The organism is Winogradskyella undariae (assembly GCF_013285155.1).
Lineage (GTDB): Bacteria > Bacteroidota > Bacteroidia > Flavobacteriales > Flavobacteriaceae > Winogradskyella > Winogradskyella undariae.
This window is the reverse complement of sequence record NZ_JABTEL010000014.1, coordinates 72,238-93,833: the sequence shown is the minus strand read 5'-3', so window position 1 is coordinate 93,833 and position 21,596 is coordinate 72,238. Positions and strand designations below refer to the sequence as shown.

Sequence of the window (21,596 nt, the reverse complement as noted above, 5' to 3'; positions counted from 1 at the left end):
CTTCTAAACGGCTGAAAAAAATCTTTTGAACGTCTAAATATTAACTAAAAAGAGTCAACCTATATCAGTATAATACACTAACTGAAGTTAATTGGATGTTACTCATTGCAGGTCTCATTTTTGGTGGTGCAGGTGCAACGATGTTTTATACTATTTACAAGCCAAGAGTTTTCGATAAACAATTAGGTTACTATTACAAATCTTATAAAACTAAAATTCATAGAAGAGATATAGCGAATTCAAAAACATATATTCCTTTAAAATCTATTAAGGCTATTCAACTTATTGGCGAACATATTAAATCTGATGACAGCTCTTACAACAGTTTTGAACTAAATTTAGTTCTAGACGATGCTTCTAGAAAAAATGTTGTAGATCATGGCAACTTAAAATCTATCATTGCTGATGCTGAAACTTTGAGTGATTTTTTAAATATTCCTATTTGGCATGCAGGATCTTTAAAGGATTAATAAAATAGAAAAGCTATAAAACCTATAAAAACAATTGCCGTTGGTATCACTATAGACATAAAGGTAAATGTTACTATTCCATTTTTTAAGAAGCTTAGAAACCAACCTTGTTTATAGAAATTCCTTAATGCCAAAAAGAGATATAAATTGGTAGATAAAACAATTAACCAATCTATAAAATCTGGCATATCCCAAATTAAATTAATACCTAAAATGATACTAAACACCATAAACAAATATGAGAAATAGTACAAACTAAATACTAAGTGATGAGAATATCTTCCTTTTAAGAAAAACAATAACTTTAAAATAAAGGCGAATATTGGAAGTAAAAAGAACAAGGCAATTGGTAAAGTATCATAAAAGGTTTTAAGAATATTACCGCCATCTCTAGCTTTATAAAACTTTAAAACTTGAGAATACAATTTTGCTTTAAACCATCCTGGATTTTCATCCAATCCCATAGTTTTATAGATCTCTTTTTCGCTAACATCAGCTTCTATTAAAGAATCGAGTTCTTTTTCGTTAAACCCAAAATCTAATTTAGGTTTTAATAAATCATCTTGAGAAAAGATCGAATCGATTTGACTATCCGTCATCCCAGTATACTTCTTATTATTTTCTAACGCAGTACGTATCGATGAATTTTCTATAGAATCTTTAACACGTTTAATGATTATTCTTTCATTAGCTTTAATACTGTCTGAAATAATAGCACGACTTGATTTTAATGTTTTTTTCAATTCATTATTAACCATATCTCTTTGGTTACTTGCAGTAAAAGAAAATAAAGCAAAGAACACAATAGTAACAAACAAATACATCTGAGCAGGATGCATATATAGAGAACGCTTGCCCTTGATAAATTCTTTTGCAAGAAAGCCAGGCTTAAACATTAATGGTATAAAACTCTTAAAAATTCGAGCATCAACAGAAAAGTAATTATTAATGGTATTATAAAATAAAACACCTAGCGTTAATTGATCATTTACTTTTTGACCACAATGTGGACAAAATTTAAAATGATCATCAAAAGGTTTTTCGCAATTCTTACATTTAACTTGGTTGGTGCTCATGGTTGGTTTTTAATCAGGACTAAAATAATCATTTTTAGTTCATGGTTCTTATAGATAAGAAGATTGAATTCTAAAATTGTTACATTAACCATCTTCTAAAACAACCTAAAACACTAAAAAACAAGCATATAAATATTTTGGCACGTTGTTTGTTTTATACCAACTGAGTTTAATTTAAAACCCATTTATTATGAAACGAATTATATATTTATTTGCAGCCTTAGTCGCTATAAGCACAACTGCATTCGCAAACACTAACACAACAGCAGAAGCTGAAGCTTCTATTAACAACTATGTGAAAGGTTATGGCAATTCTTTCATATTTAATGAAGAAGGTATTGAGTTTTCAGTATTTGCTGATGGTCAATTTGATTTTTATTTACCAAACTATGGTCCAGATGTAAGTGTCGGAATTAATACACCTGGTTTCAGTTTAAGCTTTAATACAGGTTATGATTATAATCCTTACGTACAATATGATAGCTATGGCGCTATTATTCAAATTGAAAATACTCCAATTTATTACGATTATTACGGTCGTGTTAATCAAATAGGAAATATTCTGATTAATTATAATGGATTTGGTAGAATTAGTAGAGTTGGTGGATTAAATGTTTATTACAGAAACAACATATATTATGGTTATGATGGATTTATCAACACTTATAACAGATCTTATATTTATAGACCATGGCACCGATTTTATGCCGCTCCACATGCTAATTTTAGTATTGTACATGCAAATCCATATAGACAATATTATACAGTTACAAGACATATTTATTACAGACCATACACTAATAATGTAAGACATTATAATATTGAAAGAAGAAGTAACGGATATGTTACCAGACGTTCAAATTCTGTAAGAAATAACAATTATACACAAACTCCTAGAAATAATTCTGAACGAACTATTAGAACGCAAGTTCAACGTAGAAATACAACAATAGCAAGTACAAGAGCAACACGTAGTACTAATAATACAACTAGATCTCGTTCTAATACTAGAACAACATCGCCTAGAACAAGAAATACTACAACGACAAGAACTAATACTAGAGTTGTAACACCAAGTAGAACGCAAACACAACGCTCTACAAATACGACCTCTAATAGAAATGTGACCAGAAATAATACTTCTGTGTCTAATAAAACAAGAACGACAAAAAAGTCGACAACTAATACAAGTAGAACGAGCAACCAGAGTTCTACAAGATCTACCACTAGACGATCTAGAGGATAAAAAGTTTTTTTGGTTGGTTAGTAAAATGTCCCGTTAGTGTGTGCCTCAAAGCACCTTTCGGGACTTTTTTATGTCTTTATTTTAGTCTAAGATATTTCTTCATCTGATTAGAAATATCTTCAGAAATATTTAATTTATAAATTAAGACAATATAAATAAGTCCTAGCAATCCAGACTTTAGGATTATGTTTAATATAGGATGAAATAGAAAATCCCAGAAATAGAAACCAGATGTTAAAACAATTAATACCAATACAATTTTAACAGAACCCATTGAAAAAGGCATCATATTAAACTTCCGCTTTACAAATATAATTTTGATGGTATTATAAATAAAAACGGCTAAAAATGTAGCAAAAGCAGAACCTTCAATTCCATAAATAGGAATAAAAATTGCATTTAATACAATAGCCATAATTGCTAAAAGCACACCAAAAAACAAAACCATTCTATAATAATCGCTATTAAAGAGAATAGCATTATTATTCCCTAAACTATTATCATACAATTTTGCCAAGCTTACAATGAGAACGACAAATAAACCTCCTGTAAATTTCTCTGGAAGAATTTCGTATAATTGATTAATATTCAAAATAATTAATAAGAAAATAAAGCCGCTAATAACCAAGAGCGTCATTGAACTTCGCTTGTATAAATCCTCTAAGGCAACTTTATCATTTTCATTAAGAAACTTAGCCGTTAATGGCAACATAATTTGATGCATAGCACGTTGCGGAACAGCAATAACCGTGGCTATAAAAATAGCAACACTATAATAAGCCACTTGCTGAATATCTGGTAACATTAAGCCAATCATAAACTTGTCTATATCTAGAATTAGCATTGCTATAGAACCTGCTACAATCATTAAACCTGCATACTTTAATATCGAAAACTGATTCTCTAATTTTTGAAATTTCAACTTCGGAAACCGTACAGAATAAGCATACAATTTCATAATAACCATACGCAGCACATATACACCAACAAGTACAGTAATAAATTGATTTACAGTCAACCATTCTACATACACACCAAATAATAAAAGCATAATACAAACACGATGAAAAACTTCTTTCATCAGATTACCAAAAACGGTTTGCATGTGTACTTTAGTCCAAGCGAAGAAAATTTCAAAATAGGCCATTGAAACTGCCAAAATAAAAATATACCAAACGTAATTTTCTACAATTTTATTTTCGTTAGAAAGCCACAGAACAATTGTATCATAAGCGAAATATCCTATAAATGCAGCCGGAATTATAAAGAATAAAGGCAAAAACAACATCAAGGTTAAAAAGCTATTGATACTATTTTTTGTTTTGAATGTGGAATAGAATTTTACAATTGCATTATGAACACCAAATGCCATAAATGGAGTCATAATATTTGCTGCTGAAAGTAAAAAAGCAACTAAACCGTAATATTGATCTGATAAAAAATTAGTGTAGAGAAAAAGTGTATTAATAGCACCAAGTCCAAAACTAAAATATGTGGTGACTGTGTTTTTAAAAGACTGGTTTAAGACGATTCCCATAGTGAAGCAAAGTACAACAATTTAAGACTAAAGTGTAGGTAGTAAATTAACTATCCTTAATGATTTCGCTTAACTTTTTTGTCAATGCTTTTCTACTATAAGGTTGTAAACCAATAGCATTAACTTGTAAGTTATTATTTTGAAACGCTTCAAAATAATCTAATATTTGTGTCTTAAGTTCTGCTTTCTGCTGATAATTAAAGTAGGTTCCTGTGTTTGTTGATGTTATAATTTGTTCTACATCAGAATCTTTTGGTCCTATGGCTAATATTGGTGTTTCTGAAATGAGATATTCAAAAACTTTTCCTGCTATAATAGCCTTGGTATCTTCTGAATCTATTTCAATAAGTAATAATAACTGTGATTTCATTTGAAACTGTAAAGCTTCATCATGGCTCACATAACCAACAACATCTACATGGTTCTTTAATCCATTTTCATGTATAGATTCTACAACATCATCGCTAACAACACCTATAAGTTGTAATTTAAATACTTCAGAGAAGTCTTTATTTTCTTTTATAATTTCTGAAAGTACATTCCATAAAACCATAGGGTTTCGTTCCGATAATAAAGATCCAATATGAGATAAGCTAAACTGAGCATCCTTCCCTTCTACTCTAACCTTATGCGTATCGTAACCATTAGTAATAACAGAAATAGGTTGTTTTGTTTTAGTTTTAAATTCGTTTTTAGTGTGATTACTGGTTACAACAATTTGGTCTGCCGTATTTAAAACCTTTTGCTCTAAATCTAAATGTTTTGCTTTAGAAGAATCTGTTAGTTTTAAATCTTTATGATAACCAATCGTTGTCCAAGGATCTCTAAAATCGGCTAACCATTTTACACCTAATTTAGCTTTTAGCTGCAAACCTATTAAATGTAAACTATGCGGTGGACCAGTAGTAATTATAGTTTCAATTTGATGCTTTTTAATGTATTCTGACAAATAAGAAACCGATGGTGTTACCCAATTTTTACGCGCATCTGGAATAAAGTAATTTCCTCTTACATAAAGCATTGCTTTTTCTATAAAAGATTGCTTTTTAGCTTTAGGGATAACTCCCGAGCTTATTTTTTTAGCACTTCCTTTAGAAAACAAACTTGCTAAACCATAAGGTTCATTAATCGGTTGTTTTAAAATGGTAATATTATTAGGAATTTCATTTACCAAACTTTCATCCATAATTGGATAATTTGGATTTTCAGGACAATAAACAATCGGTTCAATACCAAATTCAGATAAATACTTCACAAACTTTAACCAACGTTGTACGCCAGGACCACCCGCAGGTGGCCAATAATAAGTTATAATTAGTACTGTAGAATTCATATCTAAGCTTTCGCTTTTGTGTCTTTAAATTTAAAAAACAATCCTGCTAAAATCAACAATCCTAAAATAGCAGAACTAGCCAAAGCAATACTGCTTCCTGTTTTAACCACTTGTGGTTCAAATTTAAATTCTATTGTATGATTTCCTTTTGGTAATTCTAATGCTCTTAACACATAATTTACTCGAAAATGTGGTACTAATTCCCCATCTATATAAGCATCCCAACCATGGTTATAATAGATTTCAGAGAATACAGCTAAGCCTTTACTTCTATTATTAGATTCGTATTTTAGATAGTTAGGCTTAAATTCTTTTAATTGAATAGTAGCCGTAGAATCTAATTGATAACTAGGTTTTAAATTATGATCTGTAGCAACCTGTTTTTCTGTAACAGCCGTAGTTTTTGTATTTAAACTATCTAAAGCTAAAATTTCTTCATTCGCACCTGCAACTACTTTAAGATTTGAAACAAACCAAGCATTACCATTTGCATCTGTATTAGTATATGGAAAAACGGTGTTTTTTTCTTCTGCTATAATATATTTAGTGTTAAGCATATTAAGAACATTCATATTATTGTTGTACACATAAAAATCCAACAACTCTTCTACTCGTCCTAATTTAGCGGCACTATAACCCATTAAAGAATTATGATAATACGCTGCTTTTGCAGGCTTTCTTTGTCCTTCTGTAGACATATCCATCACTCTAAAATGGCTTTTATCTTTTAATATTTCTTTATCTGCGTTATTAGCTTGATATGGTTTATCAACTCTTAATGCTGAAATAAAATTATCATTATTAACATATTTTTTATCTACTGTTACTAAATCAAAAAGGATTAAAACAGCAAATACAACGACCACTAAATTTTCTGATAATTTCTTCTTTAAGAATAAATAAATGGTTCCTGCCGATAGCAAAACAAGAATTAACGTTCTTAAGGTATCACTTGACATTAAAGCTTTTCTGTCATCAATAACAGAATCCATAAAAGCCTGTCCGTAAGCACCAATATATTGGTCATCTCTTAAACCTTCAAAATCAAACAATATGGATTTAAACAACAAGAAGATTATAGCTAAACCTGCTGTGATCCCTACAGAATATAATAATGCTTTAAGTTTTTCTTCATCTTTAAAGTCGTTACTAAACAAACGTGATAAGCCTAAAATTCCTAAAACCGGAATACATAATTCTAATAAAACTTGTATAGAACTTACTGCTCTAAACTTATTATAAAACGGCACATAATCAATAAAGAAATCTGTTAGAAACCCTAGGTTTTTACCATAAGATAATAAAAGAGATAATAGCGTTCCACCAACAAGCCACCATTTTAATCTTCCTTTTACCAAAAACAATCCTAAAACAAATAGAAATATTATAACTGCTCCGACATAAGCAGGTGCTTCTACAATAGGTTGATCTCCCCAATACATTGGTGCATTTCTGGCCGCATCTAAAGCTTCCATTGGCGAAGCGCCTAAAGCAATATAAGCTTTATAAGTTTCAGAATCTTTACCTACATCTTCGTAGTTTCCTCCTCCCATAAATTTTGGGATATAAAGATTAAAAGATTCTAAAATACCGTAACTATATTCCGTAATATAACCTCTATCTAAACCTGTTGTTACTTCTTTAGGTGAACCATCAGAATTTATGGTTAGATCACTTTGACCACGCGCACTTTCTTTAACATATTCTTGCGTTGCCATAATACCTGTAGCATTAAGACCTACAGCTAATAGTGCTCCAACAGACAGTAAACCTACAGATTTAAAAAAATGAGGTAATTCTTTCTTTTTATAAGCACCTACCAAATAAGCTAACCCTAAAACTAAAACCAAGAGCAATAAGTAATACGTCATCTGGTAATGATTCGTTACAATCTCTAAGCCTAAAGCAATAGTCGTCAATAAGAAACCAAGAATATATTTCTTTCTAAATGTGAGAATAATTCCAGATAAAACTAAAGGCATATATGCTATTGCATGTGCTTTAGAATTATGACCAACACCAAGTATTATTATAAGATACGTTGAAAAACCAAAAGCTAAAGCACCTAATGCAGCGAGTTTAAAATCAACTTTTAACGACAATAATAAAATATAAAAACCTATAAAATATAAGAACAGATAATCTGCTGGCCTTGGTAAGAACCGTAAAGCTAAATCTATTTTTTTTATATAATTATGTGGGTATTTTGCTCCTAACTGATAGGTTGGCATCCCTCCAAATGCACTTTCAGTCCAATAGGTTTCTTTACCTGTAGCTTCAGCAAACTCCTTTTGTTGCTGTGCCATACCAATGTAATGCATTATATCACTTTGGTTAATTTTTTTCCCTTGTAAAACAGGACTAAAATAGACTAAGGAAAGTACCACAAATCCAATTAAAATTAAGATATGAGGAAGTAATCGTTTAATAGATAATGACATATGAAAACTTTATTGAATGAATTCTGAAAAGTAATTGTTTTTTTGAAACCAAACTGAAGATTTCTGTAATCACGAAATGATAGATATTACTCTATTTCTTCGTAATCTACATACTCACCAACATTTGGATTTGAAGAACTATTTTTATTAGGCATTTTGTCTATAACGGTTTCGCCTTCTTTTTGCTTTTGTTCTTGTCGTTGTTGATTTGGATTTTGAAATCCTCCAAATTGACCTCCAAATTTTTCTTCTGCTTTTTTAGCAACAAATTTTAACAAAAAAGGAGAAAATAATCGTGCTAATATCTTAAAACCGAAGTAGACAAGTACAATTATTAATATAGTTTTCAGTAATCCCATGGCCGAAGCTTCTTGTATCATAAATAAAAATAATATCAAAAATACAATTATACTCATTTATATTCAGCTATTATTCCTTAAAAAAAGTATAAAATATCTATATTTGAATTTAAACGAAAAAATAATGCAAATACTCAAATCATTTTTTGTCCTACTTCTCTTAATTTCATTTACTAATGCAAACGCCCAATATACTGAAGTTATTAACTCTAATAGGCCAGGTGTTTCTAAAAGTGCCTTTTCTGTAGGAACAGGTGTTGTACAATTTGAAACTGGTGCTTTTACGGTAAAAGAAGAACATGCACTAGCCGATTATGACGTCTCAGGTTTTGGCTTTGATTTTGCGCTACGCTACGGTTTATTTTTCGAGCAATTAGAATTATCTTTAGATGGTGTTTATCAAAATGACACACAAACATTTAATGGAGGTTCTATTCCTAGAGAAAATAAACGCTCAAACTTAAAAAATTTTACTTTAGGTGCTAAATATTTAGTTTATGATCCTTATAAAAATGCAGGAGAAGAAAAACCTAACATCTATAGTTTTCATGCTAACAATAGATTTAGCTGGAAGTCTTTAATCCCTGCAGTTGCTGTATATGCTGGAGCTAATTTTGATACAGAAGATAATCCTTATACGGCACCTGATATAGAAGGATTCAGTCCTAAAGTTATGCTTGCAACGCAAAACAACTTTAATGGCGGATGGGTATTTGTTATGAATTTAATCATGGATAGAATAGCTACAGACCAGTCCGATTTTCAATACATATTTACATTAACACATTCATTTACGCCACAATGGGTAGTTTTTGGTGAAGCACAAGGTATTAAAAGTGATTTTTATGCTGATAATATTTTTAGATTTGGTGGTGCATACTTATGGACCAAAAACTTCCAATTAGATGCAAATGTTGCCTTTAATACAAAAGACACACCTACAGTTTTAAATATTGCTTTTGGAGCTTCATATCGTTTAGATTTTCATAAGGATAAAAAGATCGACAACGGAAATGGAAATGATGGTAGTTTCAAGAAAAAAAAGAACAAGAATAAGAAGAATAAGAAGAAAAATGTTGATGACTTCGAATCTTAATATATAGCCATCTTTAAGTACATGATAACAATAAAAGAAGCAAAATCTAAAAAGGAATTAAAGGCATTTGTCAAATTTCCTTTTAAATTATATAAAGACTCTAAATATTGGGTTCCTCCAATTATTAAACAAGAGCTAGAAACTTTTAACAAAGACAAAAACCCCATTTTTAATGATGCAGAAGCCCGCTTTTTCTTAGCCTATAAATCAGGTGAAATAGTAGGCCGAATTACAGCTATTATTAATTGGCTAGAGGTTGATAAACAAAACATCAAAAAAATGCGTTTTGGTTGGTTTGATTTTATTGACGACTTAAGCGTTAGTAAAGCTTTATTAGAAACTGTAGAAAATATAGGTAAAGAGCATAAATTAGAATATGTAGAAGGACCTGTTGGCTTTTCTAACTTAGATAAAGTTGGAGTTATGACAGAAGGTTTTGATCATATAGCTACAATGGTTACATGGTATAATCATCCTTATTATGTAAATCATTATGAAGGTCATGGTTTTAAAATTGAAAAAGGATACTCAGAAAGTAAATTTCCATTTAAAAATGTAAAACCAGAATTCTTTAAAAAAGCACAAGAACTTATAAAACGACGTTATAAGCTAAAGGCTCTAAAGTTGACTAAAACTGAAGAAGTTATGCCTTATGTAGATCGTATGTTCGATTTGTTTAATGAAAGTTACGCATCCCTATCTTCTTTTGTTGAAATAACAGACATTCAAAAAGAATATTTTAAAGAGAAATTTATCAGTTTTATCAATCCTGAATATATAAAATTTGTAGTTGATGATAATGACAACCTTGTTGGTTTTGCTGTAGTAATGCCTAGATTTGCTAACGCTTTACAAAAGGCTAACGGTAAATTATTTCCTTTTGGTTTTACACACATACTGAAAGCAAAAAAACATAGTAAAGAAGTTATTTTCTACCTTATAGGAATTCATCCCGATTACCAAAACAAAGGTGTACACGCCGTAATCTTTAATGAGTATTACGAAACCTTTAAAGAAAAAGGTATTGAGATGTGTTATAGAACACCAGAGCTAGAAGATAATCACGCCATAAAACAAATATGGAAACACTTTGATCCTAAAGTTTATGCTAGAAGAAAAACATTTAGAAAAGAATTATAATCTTTTCTAAATGTTTTATTTAAATAAAAAACGGTCAATACAAATAATGTATTGACCGTTTTTTTATGTGGTATAAGTTATAATTACTCTCCCATTGCAGCAATTAAAGCTGCAGACATTCTTTTATAAGTACCGTTTTCTAAACGTTCTCTAATAGCATCAAATGCATCTAAAGTTTCTTTTACATCTACTAAAGTATGCGTAGCAGTAGGAATCATTCTTAATAAAATTAATCCTTTTGGTATTACTGGATATACAACAATAGAACAGAAAATTCCGTAGTTTTCACGTAAGTCTCTCACTAAAGCCATGGCTTCAGGAATACTTCCTTTTAAATACACAGGAGTTACACAACTTTGTGTTGTTCCGATATCAAAACCTCTTTCTTTTAAACCTGATTGTAATGCATTTACAATCGTCCAAAGATTATTCTTTAATTCTGGCATTGTACGCAACATATCCAAACGTTTTAATGCTCCTACAACAAGTTGCATTTGTAAGGACTTAGCGAACATTTGAGAACGTAAGTTATATTTTAAGTAATCGATAATTTCTTTATCTGCAGCAATAAATGCACCTGTGCTTGCCATTGATTTAGCAAAAGTTGCAAAATACACATCGATATCATCTTGTACACCTTGCTCTTCACCAGTACCAGCACCTGTTGCACCTAATGTACCAAATCCGTGAGCATCATCTACAAATAGTCTAAATTGGAATTTTTCTTTAAGGGCAACAATTTCTTTTAAACGACCTTGCTCACCACGCATTCCAAAAACACCTTCAGAAATCACTAAGATTCCACCTCCAGTATGTTCAGCCATTTTTGTAGCTCGCTCAAGATTCTTTTCTAAACTTGCTACATCGTTATGTTTGTAAGTAAAACGTTTCCCCATGTGTAAACGCACACCATCGATAATACAAGCATGTGCATCTACGTCATATACAATAACATCATCTTTAGAAACTAAGGCATCAATCGTAGAAACCATTCCTTGGTAACCAAAATTTAATAAGTAAGCTGCTTCTTTATTAACAAAAGCGGCAAGTTCTTCCTGTAATTTTTCGTGTAAATCTGTATGGCCAGACATCATTCTGGCTCCCATTGGGTAAGCAGAACCGTAAGCTGCAGCTGCTTCCGCATCTACTTTTCTTACCTCTGGATTATTAGCCAAACCTAAATAATCATTAATACTCCAAGTGATTACATCTTTACCTTGAAATTTCATTCTATTAGAAATGTGACCTTCAAGTTTTGGAAATACAAAATAACCTTCTGCTTGGGCAGCCCATTTACCTAGAGGTCCTTTATCTCTATAAATCTTTTCAAATAAATCCTTCATGCATGCGTATTCTTTACTATTAATGGTTAATTCTATGTTTTAAAAACATAAACTGAACTATTAATTGCTATTAATTTAATCTAGTTAGTGCGTGCAAAATTAGTTAATAATATTATGAATGCATAATTTATTTAGTGAAGTATTCACAAGTTATAAACCGATGTTCATAATAACTATTTTAATTATTCTGCAAAAAAAGCCCCATTACAACCATTGCAATGGGTATATCTATTTTAAAGTCAGACCTATTTTACGTAATCGACAACAGACTGAACTTCATTCTTAGTATCAAAAAAACCTTGATCTTCCATCCACTTATCACTATATATTTTACTCATATATCGTGACCCATGATCCGGAAAAATCACAACAACCTTATCTGTAGGCTTAAATTCACCTGCTTCATTAAGTTGTTTTAGTGCTTGCATTGCTGCTCCACTAGTATAACCAACAAAAAGACCTTCTGTATTAGAAATCTCTCTTGCTGTATGTGCGCTCTCTTCATCAGTAACCTTAACAAACTTGTCTATTAAATCGAAGTCTGTTGCTGCAGGAATAAGGTTTTTACCTAAACCTTCAATTCGGTAGGGATAAATTTCCTTATCATCAAATTCTCTAGTCTCATGATACTTTTTAAGTACAGAACCATAAGCATCAACACCTATAACTTTGACATCTGCATTCTGTTCTTTTAAATATTTAGAGATTCCAGAAATAGTACCTCCTGTTCCACTACAAGCGACTAAATGTGTAATTTCACCTTCAGTTTGCTCCCAAATTTCAGGACCTGTAGTTTTATAATGTGCATCAATATTTAATTTATTAAAGTATTGATTAATGTATATAGATCCTTCAGTTTCTTCATGTAAACGTTTAGCAACCTCATAATAAGAACGAGGATCATCTGCTTTAACATGTGCAGGACAAACGTAAACTTTTGCTCCCATAGACTTTAACATGTCTATTTTATCTGGTGAAGATTTAGAGCTTACAGCCAAAATACATTTATATCCTTTGATGATACTTACCATAGCAATACTGAAACCTGTATTACCAGAGGTTGTTTCTATAATCGTATCTCCTGGTGATAATATACCTTGACGTTCTGCTTCGTTTATTATATGTAATGCAATTCTATCTTTTGAAGAATGACCTGGGTTGAAAGCTTCTACTTTTGCGTAAAATTCTCCATTAAAGTTAGCAGCCATTCTATTTAATTTGACAAGTGGTGTATTTCCTACAAGTTGAAGGACATTATCAAATACATTTTTATTTTGCTTCATATAAACTATTTTTCAGTATCAATTAGACACCTAAAATCTGTCAAAAGTAACATTTTTTATTTAAAACTAGTTTTTGATCCCTTCTAAGTCCAGTAAAAAGGCGAATTCTTCTGCGTCTTCTTTTAAACTTTCAAAACGACCTGAAGCACCACCATGACCAGCATCCATATTCGTTTTTAAATATAGTTTATTACCATCAGTTTTCACATCTCTAAGTTTTGCAACCCATTTCGCAGGTTCCCAGTATTGCACTTGCGAATCGTGAAGTCCGGTTGTAATTAACATATTAGGATACGCTTTAGCTTCCACATTATCGTAAGGCGAATACGATTTTATATAATTATAATATAAAGCATCGTTGGGATTTCCCCATTCGTCATACTCTCCTGTTGTTAAAGGAATTGAATCATCTAACATTGTTGTAATGACATCCACAAAAGGTACTGCTGCGATAACACCATTATACAATTCAGGTGCATCGTTAACAATGGCGCCCATTAATAACCCCCCTGCGCTTCCACCCATAGCATATAAATGTTGGGACGACGTGTAACGCTCTTTAATTAAATGAATAGAACAAGCTATAAAATCTGCAAACGTATTTTTCTTAGTCAGTAACTTTCCATCCTCATACCAATCACGTCCTAAATATTCTCCACCTCTAATATGTGTAATGACGTAAATGAATCCGCGATCTAATAAACTCAATCTCACCGTTGAAAAATAAGGATCTATTGTAGCTCCGTAACTTCCGTAAGCGTATTGTAATAATGGATTTTTACCATCTTTTTTAATTCCTTTTTTATAAACTACAGACATTGGTATTTTTGTACCATCTTCTGCAGTTGCCCATATTCGTTCTGAAGTATAATTATCTTTATCAAAAGTACCTCCTAAAACTTCTTGTTCTTTTAAGATCGTTTTCTCCTTAGTTCTCATGTTAAATTCAATAACAGACGATGGTGTTGTCATTGAATTATAGCCATAACGTAATATTTCTGTATTAAACTCTACATTTGTCCCTGTGTACGCCGTATAAGTTTCATTATCGAAGGGTAAGTAATAATCTTCACTTCCATCCCAACGCATAATTCTGATTTCGTTTAAACCATTTTTACGCTCACCAATTACTAAATAATCTTTAAAAATATCAATATCCTCTAATAAAACATCTACTCGGTGTGCTATAACTTCTGTCCAGTTTTCAACTTCAGTTTTATCTTCTGAAGTCTTCATGAGTTTAAAGTTCGTTGCCTTATCTAAATTCGTCATAATGTAGAAATGATCATCATAATGCGAAATGCTATATTCTAATCCTCTAACTCTAGGTTGAAATACTTTAAATTTTCCTTCAGGATTATTAGCATCTAAAATATGATATTCATTAGTTAACGTACTGTAACATGCAATAATGATATATTTCCTAGATTTTGACTTATAAACAGCAGCTCCAAATGTATCATCACCTTCTTCAAATACAAGTTCATCTTCTGTATTATCTCCTAATCGGTGTTTATAAATTTGAAATGCTCTAAGCGTTACTTCATCTTTTTTAGTATAAAATAAAGTTTCATTATCGTTTGCCCAACTTGAAGAACCTGTGGTGTTTAAAACACGGTCTGAAGCAACTTCATCAGTTTCTAAATTCTTAATATATACGGTGTAATTTCTTCTTCCTGTATTATCAATACCATAAGAAACCAATTTATTATCTGGACTGATACTTATACCAGATAATTTAAAATAGCTTTCTCCTTCTGCCATTTTATTACAGTCAAATAACAATTCTTCAGGATGATCTAGATTTTCTTTTTTACGTGTGTAAATAGGATAATCTTTACCTTTTTCGAATTTAGTAATGTACCAATACCCATTATATTTATAAGGAACTGAAGAATCATCTTCCTTTATTCTGGCTTTCATTTCTTCAAATAAATCATTCTGAAAGTCTTTAGTATGTGCCATTTGGGTATCGCAATACTCATTTTCTGCATTAAGGTAATCAATAACTTCAGGGTGTTCCCTGTCTTTCATCCAAAAATAATTATCAATACGTACATCATCATGTTTTTCTAATTGATGTGCTATTTTTTTGGCTACAGGTGGATTTATATCCGAATTTTTTATCATTTGTTATGAATATTTGGTCTAAAAAGAGGCGCAATTTAGTAATTTTGCACCTTAATAAATTTAAAAGACAAGATTATGTTTGGAGATATGATGGGAATGATGGGCAAATTGAAAGAAGCTCAGAAAAAAGTTGAAGAAACTAAAGAACGTTTACATACCGTTTTAATTGACGAAGCTAGCAATGACGATAAACTAAAAGTAACAATTACAGCAAATAGAACTATTAAATCTATTAGCATCGCTGATGAGTTACTTCAAGACAAAGATATGCTTGAAGATTATTTAATTCTTGCCCTTAATAAGGCTATTGAAAAAGCAACTAATGTACACGAAACAGAAGTTGCTGCTGTAGCTAAAGAAGGCATGCCAAATATTCCTGGTATGGATATGTTTAAATAGTTTTTAATTCACTTAAAAGCTTATCATGCATTTGGTCTGTATAATCCAAATGTGTAACCATTCGCAATTTGTTGCTACCCATACCTATAATATGTATGTTTTTTTCAAGAAGTTGCTTTAAAAAATGAGATTCATCAACATCATCGTTTAATTCAAAAATGATGATGTTGGTTTCTATAGGTTCTACTTTTTTAATAAAAGATAATCGAGATAACTCCCTTCCTATTTCTTTTGCTTTTCTATGATCATCAGCCAAACGCTCTACATTATGATCTAAAGCATACAAACCTGCCGCTGCCAAATACCCAACTTGTCGCATATTACCTCCAAAAAGTTTTCTTAAGCTGAGTGATTTTTTCATAACCTCTTCACCTCCGACTAAAACAGAACCGACAGGGCAACCTAATCCTTTACTTAAACAAACAGAAATAGTATCAAAAGCATTTCCATACTGCATTGTGGATTCATTTTTAGCAACCATAGCATTCCATAAACGTGCACCATCTAAATGAAAACCTAAATCATTGGTTTTACAAACTGCTTTTATTTTTTCAATTTCTGCAAAATTCCAACAAGCACCACCACCTTTATTCGTTGTGTTTTCAACTTCAACTAAACTGGTTTGACTGTAATAATATTCTGAAGGACTAATCGCTTCTTTCACTTGTTCTGCAGTAAACATACCACGGTTTCCATCTAAAAGTTTACAAGATGCACCACTATGAAAAGCCACACCTCCTACTTCATAATTATATATATGTGCATATTTATCGCAAATAACTTGTTCCCCAGGATTGGTATGAAGTTTTATAGCCACCTGATTAGCCATACTTCCAGAAGGAAAAAATAAAGCTTTTTCTTTTCCAAACATTTTAGCTAAGCGTTCTTCTAAGACATTCATCGTAGCATCTTCTCTAAAAACATCATCACCTACTTGTGCAGACATCATAGCATCTAACATCCCTTTAGAAGGTTTTGTTACGGTATCGCTTCTTAAATCTATTATCATTTCATGGAAAATTTAGATGCTAAAATTACGGATTTTTCAAAAAACCGATTCAAAATTATGGCACTTTAACTTCACATCTTATATTTGTAGAAAATACATATATTTATGATTACTTCAGATCAAATAAAAGATCTTAATTCCCGTCTAGACGTACTTAGGCAGTATCTTTGACTTAGATGCCAAGCTTGTAGAAATTGCCAACGAAGAAGAACAAACTTTTGACCCTAATTTTTGGAATGATTCCAAAGCCGCAGAATTGGTTATGAAATCCATTCGTGAGAAAAAAAGTTGGGTTATAGATTTTAAAGCTGCAAAATCTCTTTTTGAAGATTTAGAAGTTATTTACGAATTTTACAAAGAGGATGAAGCTTCAATGGAAAATGTTGAAACTAATTTTGAATTGACTGTAAATGCAATTGAAAAATTAGAGTTCAAAAACATGCTTTCAGAAGAAGGAGACAGCTTAAGTGCCGTGCTTCAAATTACAGCTGGCGCAGGTGGGACAGAATCTTGTGATTGGGCAAGTATGCTAATGCGTATGTACCTAATGTATGCTGAGAAAAGTGGCTTTAAAGTAAAGGAACTTAACTTACAAGACGGAGATGTTGCCGGAATAAAAACCGTAACCATAGAAATTGAAGGTGCTTATGCTTTTGGTTGGCTTAAAGGCGAAAATGGCGTACATCGCTTAGTCCGTATTTCTCCTTTTGATAGTAATGCCAAACGACATACAAGTTTTGCTTCGGTTTATGTTTACCCATTGGTAGATGATTCTATCGAAATAGCCATCAATCCTGCTGATATTGAAATTACGACAGCAAGATCTAGTGGTGCTGGTGGACAAAATGTAAATAAAGTGGAAACTAAAGTACAATTAAAACATAAACCTTCTGGGATTCAAATTCAATGTTCAGAGACACGTTCTCAGCAAGATAACAGAGCAAGAGCCATGCAAATGTTAAAATCTCAATTGTATGAAATTGAGCTACAAAAACAAATGGCACAACGTGACGATATTGAAGCAGGGAAAATGAAAATTGAATGGGGAAGTCAAATTAGAAATTACGTAATGCATCCTTATAAATTAGTAAAAGATGTACGTTCCGCTCACGAAACAGGAAATGTAGATGCTGTTATGGATGGAGATATCGAACCCTTCCTAAAAGCCTATTTAATGATGATGGGTCAGAAAGAAGAATCATTAGATAAATTATAATACACAGAAATTATGATTACAATATACCATAACCCAAGATGTTCTAAGTCGAGACAAGGACTTGCTTTAATTGAAGAATCTGGTAAAGATTTTAAAATTATTAAATACCTTGATGAAAAATTAACAGCTAAAGAATTAGAAGTCATTATTTCTAAATTAGAGATAAAACCAATAGATTTAGTTCGAAAAAACGAAGCGATTTGGAAATCTGACTATAAAGGAAAAACATTATTAGATAAAGAGATTATCGATGCCATGGTGCTTAATCCAAAACTTATAGAACGTCCAATAGTGATCAATGGAGATAAAGCTGTAATAGGCAGACCTACAGAATCTATATTAGAAATTATATAACACATCAATCATGAAAAAAATAATCTTAATCCTTTTTACACTCTTTTTAACTTTAAATATTCAAGCGCAACGAAGTCGTCGAAGTAGCATGGGTGGTGTTCCTCAAACAAATAATGAACCTACAGATAAAGAAATAGCTAAGAGAGAACGAGAAATGGAAGAACGCAAAGAGGAATATATTGATAATTTCTTATCAACCTTAGAAGCAGATGATTTTCAAAAACATATTATTAAACAAAATATAAACAGCTATTTTGAGGAAAAAATGGCTCTTTTTAAAATACAATTTGAGCATTCTATTGACAGAAAAGCTGCGGTAAAAGAATTAGATGATACTCATTTCGTAGAATTACAAGAACTTATTTCTGAAAATGATATGACCAAATTAATGGAAATGATAAAGGGTGGTTTTGATGAAAAAGAAGTTGTAAAAGAAAAAAGAAAAAGGAAAAAGGATAAGGATGATTAATAATCACATTATGTTAAACTTTTTAGGCTTTAACACATCCTTATTTGCTTTAACATAAGATTAACCAAATACATGACAAGGAACCTTATTTTTGTTGCTTAACTAAAAACTTGCAATGAAAATAAATATTATAACCGCTACCTTTATTCTTTTTTTTCTAAATTTTTCGTTTGCTCAAAAAGACGTAAAAATTAAGGGTGTAATTGTTGAAAAAGATACTAATATCCCTTTAGAATATGCAACTGTTGTTGTTAAATCCAAAGCAGATAATACAATTGTAACAGGTGGTATTACAGATCTCAACGGTAAATTTGAAGTTGAAGTTTCTTCTGGGATTTACGAGATATCCGTAGAATATATTTCATATATAACAAAGACTTTCCCAGAACAAAACATAACAAAAGATCTCAATTTAGGAACCATTAATTTAGAATTAGATGTTTCTACCCTCAATGAAGTTATGGTTGTTGCAGAAAGAACTACTGTAGAAATTAAATTAGATAAAAAAATCTATAATATAGGCCAAGATTTAACTACTGCTGGAGGAACTGTAAGTGATGCACTTAATAATGTACCTTCTGTAGATGTTGATGTTGAAGGCGCTATTAGTTTAAGAGGAAATGAAAATGTCCGCATCTTGATTAATGGAAAACCATCTGCAATGGCAGGTTTTGGAGACAGTAATATATTAAGTCAATTACCCGCTGAAGCTATAGAGCGTGTTGAAGTGATTACATCTCCTTCTGCAAGATACGATGCTGAAGGTACTGCAGGAATTCTTAATATTATATTAAGACAAAAAGAAACACTTGGCTTTAATGGATCTATTAATTTAACAGCAGGTAACCCTGATAATTTAGGTGTCTCTGCTACATTAAATTACCGCAAAGAAAAATACAATCTATTTTCTAATTTTGGATGGCGTTATTCAGATGCTCCACGTACAACTTTTACTGATGTAGATTACTTTGATACCTTAAACGATGATGGATCAGTTGATGAACCTGAATTTAGAAGAATTAGTGAGGATAAAAAAGTAGATCGCTTAAGCAGAAACTACAATGCTAACATTGGAATGGAGTACTTTTTAGACGAATCGTCTTCTATAACAGGTAGCTTATTTTACAACTTTGGAAATGATTCTGACGTTTCTAAAAATAATAGTGACCGCTTTAACAATAATGTGATAGTTGAAAGAACTCTTAGAATGGAAAGGGAAACAGAAAAAGACAACGGCTATCAAGTTGCTCTTAACTATGTGAAAAAATTTGGAGAAGATAGTGACCATAAACTTACCGCTGATTTTCAATATGAAAAAAAGAAAGAAGATGGAATAACTTATTTAGATGAAGATTACATTTACACAAACCAAACTAATCCAGAACCTTTTCAAATAGAACAAGAGTTTACAAACGAAGATCAAAATGAATATTTACTTCAAGCTGATTATGTATTACCGCTTGGAAAAGATTCTCGTTTTGAAGCTGGGTATCGTGGAAGTTTTGAAAATAGCGTAACTGATTATCAATTAAACCAAGAAAATCTAGATACAGGAATACTTGAAATTAATGACGTTAATTCAAATATTTTCGATTATACTGAAAATGTAAATGCTTTATATACTCAATATGGATCTAAAATAGGGAAATTCTCTTTCTTATTTGGTTTAAGATTGGAAAACACACAATTAAAAGGAAAAATTAATTCTCTTCTAAACGAGGATGAGTTGGTTGCAGAATTTGGCTTTCCTATTGACACTGATTTTGACAATAATTATTTAGGTCTCTTCCCTACCGTTAATTTTATTTATAATTTAACTGATTCTGATTCTGGAAATGAAGAAAGCATTACACTAGGTTTTAATAGAAGAATTAACCGTCCCCGTGGTTGGTACATTAACCCTTTTCCTTCGCGTTCTAGTAGAACAAATATATTTCAAGGAAACCCTAATTTAGCTCCTGCATATTCTAGTACTTTTGATTTAGGATATTTAAAACGTTGGGAAGAATTGACTTTAACCTCATCTGTTTATTACCAATACGAAACAGATTCTTTTGAACGCGTACAGGAAAACACAGGACAAACAACTACAGATGGTATTGATATTATTAGAACAATCCCTATTAATTTAGCTACAAATAAAAGAATAGGAACTGAACTTGGTATTATGTACAGTCCAGAAAAATGGTTAAGATTAAACTCTAGTTTTAATTTCTTTCAATTTGAAACAGAAGGTGATTTTAATGGCGTTGATTACGGAGCAAAAAACACAAGTTGGTTTGCACGTTTTAGCTCTAAGGTAACTTTACCTCTAGCTATAGATTGGCAAACAAGTGCTTTTTACAGAGGTGCTAGACAAGAAGCACAATCGGATACCGAAGGTATTTTCTCTTTAGATTTAGCATTCAGTAAAGAAATACTAAATAAAAAAGCGACTATTTCAGTAAACGTTAGAGATTTACTTAACTCTAGGAAATATAAATCTGTAACGACTACAGATTTCTATAGTAGTTATAGTGAGTTTCAATGGAGACAACGCCAAGTTAATGTTTCATTCATCTACAGATTTAATCAAATGTTAAATAATAAAGAGCGTTCTAACCGAGGAAATGGTGGGGACGATATGGAATTTGAAGGATAAACCTTCACTAAAACATACAAAACAAAAAAATGTTGCTAATTTACTTAGCAACAT

At 31.3% G+C, this 21,596-nt stretch carries 18 protein-coding genes; 9 read left to right on the top strand and 9 right to left on the bottom strand.

Annotated elements, in window-relative coordinates; genetic code table 11:
- Positions 1–95 precede the first annotated feature (95 nt).
- Positions 96–470, top strand: coding sequence for a hypothetical protein (locus HSX10_RS16115; RefSeq protein WP_173589280.1), 375 nt, complete (start codon positions 96–98; stop codon positions 468–470).
- On the opposite strand, the gene HSX10_RS16110 is transcribed toward HSX10_RS16115, so the two are convergent.
- Positions 467–1,546 carry a DUF3667 domain-containing protein gene (locus tag HSX10_RS16110; protein WP_173589279.1) on the bottom strand — a complete coding sequence of 360 codons (1,080 nt, stop codon included), beginning with the start codon at positions 1,544–1,546 and terminating at the stop codon, positions 467–469. The two genes, HSX10_RS16115 and HSX10_RS16110, sit on opposite strands and share 4 nt — an antisense overlap.
- Positions 1,547–1,736: 190 nt before the next feature.
- Here HSX10_RS16110 and HSX10_RS16105 point away from each other — a divergent pair, with 190 nt between their 5' ends.
- Positions 1,737–2,792: a hypothetical protein gene (locus HSX10_RS16105; RefSeq protein ID WP_173589278.1), complete on the top strand. Its 1,056-nt coding sequence runs from the start codon at positions 1,737–1,739 to the stop codon at positions 2,790–2,792.
- Between the two features lie 76 nt (positions 2,793–2,868).
- Here HSX10_RS16105 and HSX10_RS16100 read toward each other — a convergent pair whose 3' ends face one another.
- The 4 genes from HSX10_RS16100 to HSX10_RS16085 form a co-directional block, all read right to left on the bottom strand.
- Positions 2,869–4,329: an oligosaccharide flippase family protein gene (locus HSX10_RS16100; RefSeq protein ID WP_173589277.1), complete on the bottom strand. Its 1,461-nt coding sequence runs from the start codon at positions 4,327–4,329 to the stop codon at positions 2,869–2,871.
- Positions 4,330–4,375: 46 nt separating this feature from the next.
- Positions 4,376–5,662: a glycosyltransferase family 4 protein gene (locus HSX10_RS16095; protein ID WP_173589276.1), complete on the bottom strand. Its 1,287-nt coding sequence runs from the start codon at positions 5,660–5,662 to the stop codon at positions 4,376–4,378.
- A 2-nt stretch (positions 5,663–5,664) separates the two neighbouring features.
- On the bottom strand, positions 5,665–8,103 hold the full coding sequence (locus tag HSX10_RS16090; protein ID WP_173589275.1) for a YfhO family protein: 2,439 nt from the start codon (positions 8,101–8,103) through the stop codon (positions 5,665–5,667).
- A gap of 86 nt (positions 8,104–8,189) precedes the next feature.
- Positions 8,190–8,462, bottom strand: coding sequence for a DUF4834 family protein (locus HSX10_RS16085; RefSeq protein ID WP_246293576.1), 273 nt, complete (start codon positions 8,460–8,462; stop codon positions 8,190–8,192).
- 124 nt (positions 8,463–8,586) lie between these two features.
- Here HSX10_RS16085 and HSX10_RS16080 point away from each other — a divergent pair, with 124 nt between their 5' ends.
- Together HSX10_RS16080 and HSX10_RS16075 are read left to right on the top strand one after the other, a co-directional pair.
- Complete coding sequence (locus tag HSX10_RS16080) at positions 8,587–9,558, top strand: transporter (RefSeq protein WP_173589273.1); 972 nt, start codon at positions 8,587–8,589, stop codon at positions 9,556–9,558.
- A gap of 21 nt (positions 9,559–9,579) precedes the next feature.
- Positions 9,580–10,698, top strand: coding sequence for a GNAT family N-acetyltransferase (locus HSX10_RS16075; protein ID WP_173589272.1), 1,119 nt, complete (start codon positions 9,580–9,582; stop codon positions 10,696–10,698).
- Between the two features lie 83 nt (positions 10,699–10,781).
- Here the strand turns inward: HSX10_RS16075 and capB are convergent, their stop codons facing one another.
- The 3 genes from capB to HSX10_RS16060 form a co-directional block, all read right to left on the bottom strand.
- Complete coding sequence (gene capB, locus HSX10_RS16070) at positions 10,782–12,041, bottom strand: cysteate-C-fatty acyltransferase (RefSeq protein WP_173589271.1); 1,260 nt, start codon at positions 12,039–12,041, stop codon at positions 10,782–10,784.
- 245 nt (positions 12,042–12,286) lie between these two features.
- The gene (gene capA / locus HSX10_RS16065; protein WP_173589270.1) at positions 12,287–13,324 is read right to left on the bottom strand and encodes a cysteate synthase; all 1,038 of its coding nucleotides are present in this window, start codon (positions 13,322–13,324) and stop codon (positions 12,287–12,289) included.
- A 66-nt stretch (positions 13,325–13,390) separates the two neighbouring features.
- Positions 13,391–15,454, bottom strand: a complete 2,064-nt coding sequence (locus tag HSX10_RS16060; protein WP_173589269.1) for a S9 family peptidase — start codon at positions 15,452–15,454, stop codon at positions 13,391–13,393.
- Between the two features lie 75 nt (positions 15,455–15,529).
- Here HSX10_RS16060 and HSX10_RS16055 point away from each other — a divergent pair, with 75 nt between their 5' ends.
- Complete coding sequence (locus HSX10_RS16055; protein WP_173589268.1) at positions 15,530–15,853, top strand: YbaB/EbfC family nucleoid-associated protein; 324 nt, start codon at positions 15,530–15,532, stop codon at positions 15,851–15,853.
- Here HSX10_RS16055 and HSX10_RS16050 read toward each other — a convergent pair.
- Positions 15,846–16,862 (bottom strand): threonine aldolase family protein, encoded by a 1,017-nt coding sequence (locus HSX10_RS16050; protein WP_173589267.1) that lies wholly within the window; start codon positions 16,860–16,862, stop codon positions 15,846–15,848. The genes HSX10_RS16055 and HSX10_RS16050 overlap by 8 nt on opposite strands.
- A 105-nt stretch (positions 16,863–16,967) precedes the next feature.
- Here HSX10_RS16050 and prfB point away from each other — a divergent pair.
- The 4 genes from prfB (at position 16,968) to HSX10_RS16030 (ending at position 21,542) form a co-directional block, all read left to right on the top strand.
- Positions 16,968–18,078 (top strand): peptide chain release factor 2 gene (prfB, locus tag HSX10_RS16045; protein ID WP_173589266.1). Its coding sequence is split into 2 segments (ribosomal slippage): positions 16,968–17,030 and positions 17,032–18,078, totalling 1,110 coding nucleotides; the frame shifts between segments, so codons are not numbered across the junction.
- Positions 18,079–18,090: 12 nt separating this feature from the next.
- Positions 18,091–18,432 carry an arsenate reductase (glutaredoxin) gene (gene arsC, locus HSX10_RS16040; RefSeq protein ID WP_173589265.1) on the top strand — a complete coding sequence of 114 codons (342 nt, stop codon included), beginning with the start codon at positions 18,091–18,093 and terminating at the stop codon, positions 18,430–18,432.
- Positions 18,433–18,442: 10 nt separating this feature from the next.
- Complete coding sequence (locus tag HSX10_RS16035; RefSeq protein ID WP_173589264.1) at positions 18,443–18,901, top strand: hypothetical protein; 459 nt, start codon at positions 18,443–18,445, stop codon at positions 18,899–18,901.
- Between the two features lie 115 nt (positions 18,902–19,016).
- Positions 19,017–21,542, top strand: a complete 2,526-nt coding sequence (locus HSX10_RS16030; protein ID WP_173589263.1) for a TonB-dependent receptor — start codon at positions 19,017–19,019, stop codon at positions 21,540–21,542.
- The last annotated feature ends 54 nt before the right edge of the window (positions 21,543–21,596 follow it).